The sequence below is a fragment of the Lacrimispora sphenoides genome, from assembly GCF_900105215.1.
GTDB classification, from domain to species: domain Bacteria; phylum Bacillota; class Clostridia; order Lachnospirales; family Lachnospiraceae; genus Lacrimispora; species Lacrimispora sphenoides_A.
Window position 1 is genome coordinate 1,636,446 of the sequence record NZ_FOIP01000002.1, and the last position, 12,314, is coordinate 1,648,759.

Genomic DNA, 12,314 nt, shown 5'->3' on the forward strand with positions numbered 1-12,314 from the left:
TTATAGCGAACGCAGAAATCTGCTTTGCTAACGTAAAAGAATAAACTAAAACGGTAACTTCATCTTGCCGAACAAACCGCCGTGACGCTTTCCGCCGCCCATCATGCCGGGAAGCTGTTTCATCATCTTCTTCATCTGATCAAACTGCTTGACTATGCGGTTTACTTCTGTGATATCCACGCCCGCACCCTTTGCTACACGCTGCTTTCTGGAAGCATTTTTCATAAGCTCAGGATTCAACCGTTCTTTGTTTGTCATGGAAAGGATGATCGCTTCCACCCGGTCCATGGCTTTTTCATCAAAATCCATATCCTTCATCTGGCCCATGCCTGGCATCATGCTTAATATACTTGCCATGCCGCCCATTTTCTTTACCTGGTTCATCTGGTCCAGAAAGTCATTGTAATCAAATTCTGCCTTGCGGAGCTTTTGAGACAACTCTTTTGCTTTCTCTTCATCAACCTGGGATTCGGCCTTTTCAATAAGGGAAAGGATATCGCCCATACCAAGAATTCTGGAAGCCATACGGTCTGGATAAAACTGCTCCAAATCGGAAAGTTTTTCTCCCATACCTACATAAAGAACCGGTTTGCCGGTTACTGCACGGATCGAGAGGGCTGCACCGCCCCTGGTATCACCGTCCAGCTTGGTAATGATAACGCCGTCAATGCCAATTTTGTCGTTGAACATTCCTGCTACATTTACCGCATCTTGTCCTGTCATGGCATCTACTACTAATATCGTCTGATGAACATCTACCGCATCTTTAATTTCAATCAGCTCGTTCATCATGTCTTCATCAATATGAAGACGGCCTGCCGTATCCAGAATGATCACATTCTGGTCATTCTTTGCCGCATAAGCAACAGCGGCCTTAGCAATATCTGCCGGTTTATGGTTTTCTCCCATGGAGAAAACGGGAACGCCCTGCTTTTCCCCATTGATCTGCAGCTGCTTGATGGCAGCCGGACGGTAAACGTCACAAGCAACGAGAAGCGGCTTCCTGCCCTTTGCCTTAAGCTTTCCGGCAATCTTGGCAGTGGTTGTCGTTTTACCGGCACCCTGAAGACCTGCCATCAGGATGATGGTCATATCGCTGGCAGGCTTTAACGAAATTTCAGTCGTCTCAGATCCCATCAGCTTTACCAGTTCTTCATTTACAATCTTTATTACCATCTGTCCGGGAGTCAGACTATTCTGGACATCCTGTCCAATTGCCCGCTCCTGTACAGCGCTTATAAACTGTTTAACAACCTTAAAGCTTACATCGGCTTCCAGTAAAGCCATCTTCACTTCTTTAAGGGCTGTTTTCACATCGGCTTCGGACAAACGTCCTTTGCCTCTTAAGCTCTTAAATACATTCTGTAATTTATCGGATAAGCTCTCAAAAGCCATCTAACGCCCTCCTAATGAGCTTCCAGCTCGATGATTTCACCCGATATCTCCTCAATGCGATGGATCAGATTCATATCGTTCGTACCGGCAAACTCTTTTGTCAAACTCTGGATCTCTCTGGCCAGTTTTTTTGTCTGCTCAAACTTTTTTACCAGATGAAGTTTTTCTTCATAATCTTCCAGGATCCTATTGCACCGTTTAATGAGGTCATGGACACCCTGACGGCTGATTCCCTGTTCTTCTGCTATCTCACTTAAAGAAAGGTCGTAAAAAACCACATCTTCGTAGATATGCCTCTGATGCTCTGTTAAAAGAGCGCCGTAGAAATCATATAATAAGACCTGTCTTGCAATCCTCTCCATATCATCACCTGGGATATCATACAATATTTTTTATAAGGTGTCAAGTGTTTTTTCTTTACACCCCTGATTTATTTAACTGAATGACATTTATTCTTCTCTCGGAATTGGTCGTTCAAGAAATTTCTTCATGAAATAATAAAGTTTCCTGCTGTGTACGATATAACTGCCATGTCCTTCTCCGGGAAGGATCTTAAGGCAGCTTCTTTTAATTTTTGAGGCAAGATATCGGGTATGGGATTCACGGACCATATCTCGTTCACCTGCCAAAAGAAGGACCGGAACAGGAATGCTCTCCAGCTCTTTGACCGTTATCTGGGGTTCTTTCAGCATCATTAAAAGCTTTGGATCATGATTTATGGCTTCCAACAGAGCGAATAGTTTAAGCCAGTACCATTTTAAACCATGAGGATAAGCATTGGCACCACATAACACCAGCTTTGAAAAAAGCTCCGGATACCGGACGGCTGCAAGAATCCCGATGATCCCGCCGTCGCTGAATCCACAGTAACAGGGTTTTTCAAGCTTCAGCTTCCTGACAAATTCAGCCACGTCTTCCGCCATTGCCTCATACCCCAGTGTTTTCACTCTGGAACTTTTTCCATGATCTCTGGAATCCAGGGCATAAACGGTATAATTTTCTCTTAAAAGCTCCGCTGTTTCATTAAAAATACTACGATCTTCTCCATTTCCATGGACAAGAAGGATCGCCGGGCCGTTTCCTGACACCTCATAATATAACGTGACTCCATTTACTTCAATATACACGGCTTCTCCTTATCTGGTTGGAACAATCTCGATCCAATAGCCGTCAGGATCACTGATGAAGTAAATGCCCATGGCAGGGTTTTCATAACAGATAACACCCATTTCCTTATGCTTTTGATAGAAGCTCTCATATTCATCCGTTTTGAATGCCAGATGAAATTCACATTCTCCCAGGTTATAAGGCTCTTTTCGTTCTGTTAAGTAAGTCAGTTCCAGGGTAAAATCACTTTTTCCATCACCTAAATATATCAGTTTAAAGGAACCGTCAGATGCTGTTTTTTCACGCACAGGGTTAAGTCCCAGTGCATCCTTATAGAATTTTAAGCTCTTTTCCAGATCAAGTACATTAAAATTAAAATGGTTAAATGTAATCATACCGCTGTCACTCCTTTTCATTTTTCGTATCGGCTGCGTTTCCTCTTTTATTGGATACGCACCAGTCTTTCGTCCTATCCATCATACCATACGTATGATCCCTCTTGTCAACTGCAACCGAATAACTTATGCAGGAAATGTTAAAAGGTCCGGCCTTTCAGAAAAAGCCGGACCTTATTATAATCCTTATTTTTTCGGCATAAGTGCTTTCGTGCCTCCCATATAGGGCTGTAAAGCTTCCGGAATCTTCACGGTTCCATCTGCCTGTAAGTTGTTCTCCAGGAAAGCGATCAGCATTCTTGGAGGAGCAGCTACGGTGTTGTTTAACGTATGGGCAAAATACTTTCTTCCTTCGTCTCCAGAAACACGGATTTTAAGTCTTCTTGCCTGGGCATCGCCTAAATTAGAGCAGCTTCCCACTTCAAAATACTTTTTCTGTCTTGGGGACCAGGCCTCCACATCCACTGATTTCACCTTTAAATCCGCCAAATCTCCGGAACAGCATTCCAGAGTTCTTACCGGGATATCCAGGGAACGGAATAAGTCAACTGTATTCTGCCATAATTTATCATACCAATCCATGCTTTCTTCCGGCTTGCAGACAACGATCATTTCCTGCTTTTCAAACTGATGGATCCGGTACACTCCGCGTTCTTCCAAGCCATGGGCACCTTTCTCCTTACGGAAGCAGGGAGAATAACTGGTTAAGGTCTGAGGAAGCTTCTCTTCCGGAAGGATGGTATCAATGAATTTTCCAATCATGGAATGTTCGCTGGTACCGATCAGATATAAATCCTCTCCTTCGATCTTGTACATCATAGCATCCATCTCTGCAAAGCTCATAACGCCGGTAACCACTTCACTGCGGATCATGAAGGGCGGAATGCAATAGGTGAAGCCACGGTTTATCATGAAATCTCTTGCATAGGAAAGTACGGAAGAATGAAGCCTTGCAATATCGCCCATCAGGTAATAAAAGCCATTGCCGGCCACTTTTCTTGCACTGTCAAGGTCAATGCCGTCAAAGCTTTCCATGATTTCTGTGTGATAAGGAATCTCAAACTCAGGAACAACAGGCTCGCCGTAACGCTCTACCTCTACATTTTCGCTGTCATCCTTACCGATGGGGACGCTGGGATCAATGATATTCGGAATGGTCATCATGATCTTTTTGATTTTTTCTTCCAGCTCACGTTCCTTTTCTTCCAACTGAGCCAGATGTTCGGAAGCATCGGTCACTTTCTTCTTCATTTCCTCTGCTTCTTCCTTTTTTCCCTGTCCCATCAAGGCGCCGATCTGTTTGGAAAGTTTGTTGCGTTCAGCTCTTAAAGCATCACCTTCCTGCTTTGCTGTACGGTTCTGCTCATCAAGTTCAATCACCTCATCAACTAACGGCAGCTTGCTATCCTGGAATTTATTTTTAATATTCTCCTTTACAATTTCAGGATTTTCTCTTACAAACTTTAAATCTAACATGGTATTCCTCCTGGTTTTTCCTCAATATTCTCTGCGAAAGTTGTCCGCATGATAGTCTGCCGTTGATTATACTACAAAAAAAGGGCAAAGAAAAGCCCCTTTCCTAAAATTCCCCATCCTTCGTCTTATTCTTATCACCGAATCAGCAAAGAAAGGATTTCTTCAAAGCACACTCCGTTTTTTATCGGGACATGCAGCTCATCGGATTTTATTATACTGGCCTTTACAAAACTGGCCGCTTTTTTCACTGCTTCTGTTAATGGAATCCCTTTCACGGTTTGGGCTGCAAGGATGCTGGAGAATACATCTCCTGTTCCCGGCCGTTCACTGCCGACATGAAGAGAACGCAAAAAGTGGGGTTCCCGGTCCTTCTCCGCCACTACATTGGTCACATAGTTGCCTTCCCTTACGCCAGTGATCACTACGGAATCCGGTCCCATATCCCATATCTCAGCAGCCATAGCAAGAAGCTCTGAACGCTTCCAGCCTGACGGCCGGTATTGTCTTCCGGTCAGGATACAGGCCTCTGTCAGATTGGGGGTCACAATATCACCATAGCCCACCAGTTCCTTCATGCGGCTGCACATCCGTTCCGTATAGGTCTGATAGGCTTTTCCGTGATCTCCCATAATGGGATCCACCAAAACCTTAGTTTCCGGTGTGCTAAAATCCTTAATCATGCCAATAACAATTTCAATCTGTTCCTCGGAACCTAAAAATCCGCTGTAAATCCCGTCAAAGGACAGATCCAGTTCCTTCCACTGTTCAATATATAAAGGCATTTTCTCCGTATAATCATCAAAAAAGTAGGTGGAAAATCCGGTATGGTTCGATAGTATGGAAGTTGGAACCGGACAGCACTGTACCTTTAAGGCTGAAAGAATAGGAAGAGCCACTGTGAGAGAACAGCGGCCATATCCCGACAGATCTTGAATAACAGCAATTTTTTTCTGATGTTTTTCTGATGTCATAAGAGCTCCTAACAAATTTTTGTAAATAAACCGGACCTGATCAGGGCATTTCTAAGAGGCATGTAGATGAGGACGGAAACAATGGCGGAGGTGATTGCATTAATAGAAGTAGATGCAACGTTCCATGCCAGTGCCAGATCTGCCGCCGGTTTCCCCAGAATCAGAAGCTTGTAAAAATAACCGACCAGGGGGTCAAAGATCACATTGAACAATAGTCCTCCTGCCACTGCCGTGATGGTCCAGGTCAGTATATGCTTTTTGTCAGAGGATTCATTGATCTTTCCGATTCTATGGGCCAGAAATCCGGTGATAAGGCCGATGCACAGTTTTAATAGAAAGGTCTTTGGCGCATATACCACATAAACCGGATCAAAAAGGTCTCCGATGGTCATGCCGATAGCGCCGCCTAAGCCGCCGTACAGCCCACCTAATAGAAGTGCTCCCAAAACGCAGACCGCATTCCCCAAGTGAATGGAAGTGGCATCCCCTCCCGGAAGTGTGATCTTAAATTGCAGGAATGTAAATACTACATAGGACATAGCGGCAAACAGTCCTGTCAGTGCGGTTTTATATATCCTGTTGTCTGTTTTACTCATTGGTAATTCCTCCCTTGCTGCTCTTGTTGTTCTTTATCTTAGCACGCAAGTGGAGTGATATAAATATCCAGTTTCGATATATTAAACCATACCAGTTTAGTCATGAGATTGGATACAAATCAGGGTTCCGGACGCGAATTCAATCGAGCCCTCTTCACCTGTCAGCTCATTGCTTATACACAGGCTGGTTCCTAAGTCAATGTCCTTTTCATAAAGAGGATATTTGAAGCCGGTCAATGTGATTTTCTTCACTTCATTGCACAGGGGAAGGAAGGAAATATATTTCCCCCATAATGTTTCAGCCTGAAAGGATCTTCCCTTTTCAATCACTGTGATCCAGTTTTTTTCATCAACAATGGCTGCTTCCACACCCTTTTTCAGGCAGGCATAAAGAAGATGAAGATTACCGATAAAATGGTCCATCCTTCCTCCTGTTGCCCCCAGCAGGACCAGCTTTGAACAGCCAAGCCCTATGGCAGTATTTATGGCAAGTTCTGTATCGGTTTCATCCTTTTCCGGTTTATGAATTTCCCAGGTGATATTATCTGAACTGTTTTTATATTCGGACAGGACATCTTCTGCCACCGTGTCAAAATCTCCAACAATGGCATCCGGTTTTAACTGTAGCCTGGAAAGAGCTGCAAGTCCCCCGTCTACTGCGATGATTTTATCAAACTTTCTGTTTTCTAAGAATCTGCCGGCAAATCCATAATCCATGGTTCCCCCGGTAACGATCAAACCTGTAGTTTCTTCTTTCACCCTTCATATTCCTCAAATATTTTTAAGAATGCTTTTGTATTGTCTGCCGCATTACCTTTAAATACAGCGGAACCAGCCACAAATACATTAGCACCTGCCTCAATTAGTTCTCTAACATTTTCACAGGTCACGCCTCCGTCAACCTGGATATCTGTCTCTAAATTCCGCTCCCTGCAGATGCGCCTTAAGGCCTTAACCTTATCCAGGGTATACGGAATGAACTTTTGTCCGCCAAAGCCCGGGTTTACCGTCATGATTAAAACCATGTCCACTTCCGGAAGAATGAAATCCAGGACTGATAAGGAAGTTGCCGGATTAAGGGCCACTCCGGCCTTTAGGCCAGCTTCCTTGATTTGATTTATGGTACGGTCTAAATGGGTGCAGGCCTCCGCATGGACACAGATGAGATCAGCTCCCGCTTCTTTGAAATCATTGATATATCTTCCAGGTTCCTCAACCATCATGTGAACATCGAATATGCGGTCCGTACAGCTCCGCAGGCTTCCGATGACCGGCATCCCAAATGAAATGCTGGGTACAAATGCACCATCCATCACATCTAAATGAATGTACTGGGCTCCTGCCTCCGACACTTCAGCTACCTGCTGTCCAAGAATTTTAAAGTCTGCCGCTAATATGGAAGGGGCAAGTTTAAGCATATTAATATCTCCTTTTCTCTTTTAGATCCTGATATAAAAGCCGGTAATTTTCATATCGGCCCCGGTTTATTTTTCCTTCTTCTACCGCATCCTTTATGCCGCAGGTTTTTTCACCTATGTGCACACAGCCCAGAAACCGACACTCGTCCTCATAGGGTTCAAACTCCGGGAAATAATCCTTCAGTTGACTGCACTCTAAGTCTTCCAAGTACATGGAACTAAAACCCGGCGTATCCATAAGGTACGTATCCCGTCCGATGCCAAAAATCTCCGAATGCCTGGTGGTATGCTTTCCTCTCTGGATTTTCTCGCTGATATTTGCGGTCTCCATCTCAGCCTGAGGATAAAGAAGGTTCGTTAAGGAGGACTTTCCCACTCCGGAAGGTCCTGCCAGAACCGTGGTTTTCCCACGCACCAGATCTCTGATCTCCTCAATTCCCTGATCATCATAGGTACTGGCAAAATACACAGGATAGCCAGCTGCCTCATAAATTTCTAAAAGAGCCTGCTTTTCTTCACTGCCTGACAAATCAGTTTTATTAAAACAGATATTTACAGGAACCTCCTGAACTTCCATCATAACCAGAAAACGATCCAGCAGATTTAAGTTGGGTTCCGGATGGGTAATGGCAAACAACACCAGCGCCTGATCCACATTGGCTACAGCCGGACGAACCAGAGTGTTTTTCCTTGGCAGGATTTGTTCGATGTTTCCTTTCAGTTCTATACTGTCCAGAACAGAAAATTCCACATCATCTCCAACCAAAGGTTTCACGTTTATATTGCGGAAAACACCCTTTGCTTTGCATTCATAGATGTTTTCGTCCGTGCCGTGCACATAGTAAAAGCCTGCAATTCCTTTCAAAATTTTTCCTGTCATATATTGTTCCTTACGATTGTGGTACCGGTATAAATGTGATGTAATAAGAATTAATCACATCGCCGGTCTCTACATTTACGATCTCTACGTTCCCGCCACTAACGCCGTAAGCGCCTTCTATATTTTTAAATGATACGGGAAGCAACTGGTCGCCAGCCATGGTAACAGGTCCCATTAGCTCTCTGATTTCGTCTCTCCCATTCACCGACTGCCTCAGCTGTATCTTTAAAGTAAGCTGGGTGCTGCCGGAGCCTGGTCCGATAATGTTCTGCAGTGGATAAGACTTATCAATGGAAGCCAGATATTTGACTTTGGCCTGCTGGGCAGTTCCGCTGCTGATAACATAATTCACAGCAGTTCCCGACTCTACCTGGCTGTCAGCGGTTAAGGACTGACTGATGACATTGCCGCGGGCAACTGTCTCAGAAGCTGCTTCCGTAACCGTTCCCTGAACCAGTCCCACGTCAGCTAACATTTCCACGGCTACCTCCTGGGTCTGGCCGGTGATGTCCGGAACAGTGACCGGATTGACAAGAGCCGGACCGCTGCTTATAACCAGAGTCACGGTTTCTCCTTCTTTTGCCTTATCAGGGCTGTAACTGATTACATATCCTGCTGCTACGGTATCGCTGTTTTTCTGTTCCTCATTGACTTTCAGACCTTTGCCCTCCAGTGCTGCCTTGGCGGTAGCGCCATCCATCTTCTCCAGACCAAGCGTTGTTAAATCAATGGTTTCGTGCTCCGGTCCCTTGCTGACCACCACATAGACAGCAGAATACTTATCAATTACCGTACCCTCTGTCGGGTCCTGGGATACAATATCCCCTTTGTCTACGTTGTCATCAAATACGTAATCGCTTACTTTCATATATAGGCCGCCGTTATCCTTTAACTTCTGCTCTGCAATATCCGTAGCCAATCCCACAACGCTGGTCATTTTTACTTTTTTATCACTTAAGGTTTCTTCCGTAGAAATCTCCGCAGTTGATTCGGTTTCCTTGGGAGAACCAGAACGGAATAAACCTCCTACTTTAGAGAACACAATGACCAGTACGATCACAATGAGAATGGCAACAACAACACCTGCCGCAGTCAGAAGCCTTTCGATTTTAGGATTGATGTCATCCTCTGAATCCTGTTTTCTGGCTCTGCCGTTTCCTGGCTGTCCGCCCGCATTTTTTTCCGGACGGCGTTCCGTGCGCTGCTCCTGATTTCTGTTTCCATTCCGGTTGGCAATAGGATCTGCCTGGATCTTCCGGCCGGAACGAATCTGTTCCAGCTCCGGTTTTCCTATAATAACCGTCTGGGAATCATCCACCTGGGAATTGTACTGTACAAAATCTCCGTCAGGATTGACAAGTGCCTTCCGTAAGTCGGATATGACCTCTTGCATGCTGCCATAGCGGTACTCTGGTTTCTTTTCGGTACATTTTAAAATAATATTTTCAATCCCTACCGGAATGTTCTCATTATAATAGCTTGGCGGTGTGATAGGGTCTTCCAAATGGGCCAGGGCAACAGTCACTGTATTATCGCCCTGAAACGGAACTCTGCCGGCCACCATTTCGTACATGGTGATTCCCAGGGAATAAACATCGCTTCTCACATCGCTGTAACCGCCTCTTGCCTGTTCCGGAGATATGTAATGGACAGAGCCCACTGCGGTCGCACTTAAGGTCTGGGAAGAGGCGGCCCGTGCGATTCCAAAGTCAGCCACCTTCACTTTTCCATCCCTGGCTATAATGATATTCTGAGGCTTGATATCCCGATGTATGATCCCTTGTTCATGAGCAGCTGCGATTCCCTGTGCAACGGAAATTGCAACACCGATGGCCTCTTTCACATCAAGACAGCCTTTTTTATTAATATAATTTTTTAACGTGATTCCTTCAATCAGTTCCATGACAATGTAATGGAGATCCCCTTCATCTACTACATCATAGATGTTTACGATGTTGGGATGGGAAAGGCGTGCAGCCGCCTGGGCCTCCATTTTAAACTTGCTGACAAAACCGCTGTCTGAACTGAATTCTTCTTTTAAGACTTTTATGGCTACAGGGCGGTTTAATTTATGGCACAGGGCCTTATATACATCTGACATCCCGCCGGAACCGATCTGATCCAATATTTCATATCTGTCCTGTAAAAATGTCCCCGGTCTTAAGATCATAAGCTTACCTCCCTGCCAATTTGCGGATCAATTAAAACAACAGCTATATTGTCTTTCCCGCCATTATCATTGGCTATTGTAATCAACTTTTCTGCCTTTTCCTGCAGTTCCAGTTCTGAGCATATAATTTCTTCTATCTCAGCGTCCTCAACCATATTGCTGAGTCCATCGGAACACATGAGCACATAATCTCCAGGTTCCAGACTGACTTCAAAAAAATCAACCTCCAGCTTATCCTCTGTACCAACCGCTCTTGTTATAATATTCTTTTTTTCCTGATAATCCCGGCTTCCCCGTTCCAATTTGCCTAAAGACACCAGTTCTTCCACGTAGGAATGGTCCTTTGTAATCTGTTGCAGCCGATTATTATTAACCAGATACAGACGGCTGTCTCCAACATTAGCCACATACATGGTAGTATCTTCGATCACTGCCGTCACCAAGGTGGTTCCCATACCGTTTAACTCTGTACTTTTCATGGATTCCTGATAAAGCATTCCGTTGACCTTCATGATTTCCTCCCGAAGAAGCGGAACAATACCAGACGAATCCGCCTGTTTTAAGTGTGCCACCAGACTTTCGGCAATATATCTGGAGGCATAATCTCCGGCCTGATGGCCGCCCATGCCGTCTGCAACTAAAAAAAGATTGGGCAGTGTGCCCAAAGGCTCTGCCTGGGCATAGACATAATCCTGATTGGCCGTACGGACTCTTCCGGTGTCCGTCATAGCGCAAGCCTTCATCGTTTCATTCTCACTTCCTCTTTATTTCTGTAAGCAACGTGCCAGATGCGGGAATTCCTGCATTCCTTTATCCGGCGAATGCTTCAAAGGTCAAATACCCTGTCGTTTACTGAGGAGTATTTGTCTCCTGATTTAAAAAGCTTTTCCTCAGCTGTCCGCAGGCACCGTTAATATCTCGTCCCATTTCTCTTCTTATAGTAACATTTATTCCGTTTTTTTCAAGAAGATTTTTAAAGGCTTCTATTGCCTTCCGGTCTGACTGTACGTAATTGCGCTCCTTAATAGGATTTACCGGAATCAAATTTACATGCCCATGCTGGCCCTTTAAAAGAGCCGACAGGGCGGATGCTTCCTTTAAATTGTCGTTGACACCGCTCACCAGGCTGTATTCAAAAGTAAGCCTTCTCCCGGTTTTATCAAAATACGTTTGGCAGGCATCCAGCACATCCTTTAGAGGGAATCGATTGGCAACGGGCATCAGGGTTTTTCTCACCTCATCGTTTGGTGCATGAAGAGACAATGCCAGGGTAATCTGCAGATCCTCTTCCGCCAGTCGAAGAATTCCAGGAACGATGCCGCAGGTGGATACCGTTATGTTGCGCTGGCTGATATTCAGTCCGTTTTCATCAGTAAGAAGGCGAATGAATTGAACCAGATTATCATAATTGTCTAAAGGTTCTCCGGAACCCATGACAACCACATTGGAAACCCGTTCCCCGGTAATTCTCTGGATCCGGCATATCTGATCAAGCATTTCAGAAGGGGTTAAATTTCTTTCCAATCCGTCAAGCGTGGAAGCGCAGAACCGGCAGCCCATGCGGCAGCCCACCTGGGATGAAATGCAGACAGAATTCCCATGCTTGTATTTCATCAAAACACTTTCAATCACATTTCCATCGGAAAGGGCAAATAAGTATTTTCTTGTTTCGTCTATTTTCGAAATCTTTTCCTCAACAACTGTAAGGCAGGTAAATTCTGTCAGCTGCACAAGCTTTTCCTTCAGTGCATTGGGTAGATTTGTCATTTCATTAAAATCAGAAGCCAGCTTCTGGTGCATCCATTCATAAAGCTGTTTTGCACGGAAGGGCTTTTCTCCAATGGATACCATATAGGATGTCAGGTGTTCCATATCCAGAGATTTTATATCTATTTTATCCATTATC

The 12,314-nt window shown here is 44.7% G+C and carries 13 protein-coding genes; all 13 read right to left on the minus strand.

The window, feature by feature from the left end; translation table 11 throughout:
• Positions 1-45: 45 nt before the first annotated feature.
• Positions 46-1,395 carry a signal recognition particle protein gene (gene ffh / locus BMW45_RS24320; protein WP_092250024.1) on the minus strand — a complete coding sequence of 450 codons (1,350 nt, stop codon included), beginning with the start codon at positions 1,393-1,395 and terminating at the stop codon, positions 46-48.
• Positions 1,396-1,406: 11 nt separating this feature from the next.
• Complete coding sequence (gene ylxM, locus BMW45_RS24325) at positions 1,407-1,757, minus strand: YlxM family DNA-binding protein (RefSeq protein WP_092250027.1); 351 nt, start codon at positions 1,755-1,757, stop codon at positions 1,407-1,409.
• Positions 1,758-1,844: 87 nt separating this feature from the next.
• A complete protein-coding gene (locus tag BMW45_RS24330) occupies positions 1,845-2,522 on the minus strand; it encodes an alpha/beta fold hydrolase (RefSeq protein ID WP_092250030.1) in 678 nt (225 codons plus the stop codon).
• 9 nt (positions 2,523-2,531) lie between these two features.
• Positions 2,532-2,897 (minus strand): VOC family protein, encoded by a 366-nt coding sequence (locus tag BMW45_RS24335; protein WP_025233213.1) that lies wholly within the window; start codon positions 2,895-2,897, stop codon positions 2,532-2,534.
• Between the two features lie 186 nt (positions 2,898-3,083).
• Positions 3,084-4,373, minus strand: a complete 1,290-nt coding sequence (gene serS / locus BMW45_RS24340) for a serine--tRNA ligase (protein ID WP_025233214.1) — start codon at positions 4,371-4,373, stop codon at positions 3,084-3,086.
• A 134-nt stretch (positions 4,374-4,507) separates the two neighbouring features.
• Positions 4,508-5,344, minus strand: coding sequence for a pyridoxamine kinase (locus BMW45_RS24345; protein ID WP_025233215.1), 837 nt, complete (start codon positions 5,342-5,344; stop codon positions 4,508-4,510).
• Positions 5,345-5,352: 8 nt separating this feature from the next.
• Complete coding sequence (locus tag BMW45_RS24350) at positions 5,353-5,940, minus strand: ECF transporter S component (RefSeq protein ID WP_092250032.1); 588 nt, start codon at positions 5,938-5,940, stop codon at positions 5,353-5,355.
• A gap of 96 nt (positions 5,941-6,036) precedes the next feature.
• Positions 6,037-6,657 carry a thiamine diphosphokinase gene (locus BMW45_RS24355; protein WP_092251176.1) on the minus strand — a complete coding sequence of 207 codons (621 nt, stop codon included), beginning with the start codon at positions 6,655-6,657 and terminating at the stop codon, positions 6,037-6,039.
• A gap of 38 nt (positions 6,658-6,695) precedes the next feature.
• Positions 6,696-7,358: a ribulose-phosphate 3-epimerase gene (gene rpe, locus BMW45_RS24360; RefSeq protein ID WP_092250035.1), complete on the minus strand. Its 663-nt coding sequence runs from the start codon at positions 7,356-7,358 to the stop codon at positions 6,696-6,698.
• Position 7,359: 1 nt separating this feature from the next.
• The gene (gene rsgA, locus BMW45_RS24365; RefSeq protein ID WP_092250038.1) at positions 7,360-8,238 is read right to left on the minus strand and encodes a ribosome small subunit-dependent GTPase A; all 879 of its coding nucleotides are present in this window, start codon (positions 8,236-8,238) and stop codon (positions 7,360-7,362) included.
• 10 nt (positions 8,239-8,248) lie between these two features.
• The gene (gene pknB, locus BMW45_RS24370; protein WP_092250041.1) at positions 8,249-10,408 is read right to left on the minus strand and encodes a Stk1 family PASTA domain-containing Ser/Thr kinase; all 2,160 of its coding nucleotides are present in this window, start codon (positions 10,406-10,408) and stop codon (positions 8,249-8,251) included.
• On the minus strand, positions 10,405-11,151 hold the full coding sequence (locus BMW45_RS24375) for a Stp1/IreP family PP2C-type Ser/Thr phosphatase (protein WP_092250043.1): 747 nt from the start codon (positions 11,149-11,151) through the stop codon (positions 10,405-10,407). The genes pknB and BMW45_RS24375 overlap by 4 nt, the downstream gene beginning before the upstream one ends.
• Before the next feature lie 106 nt (positions 11,152-11,257).
• On the minus strand, positions 11,258-12,310 hold the full coding sequence (rlmN, locus tag BMW45_RS24380; protein WP_092250046.1) for a dual-specificity RNA methyltransferase RlmN: 1,053 nt from the start codon (positions 12,308-12,310) through the stop codon (positions 11,258-11,260).
• Positions 12,311-12,314 lie beyond the last annotated feature (4 nt).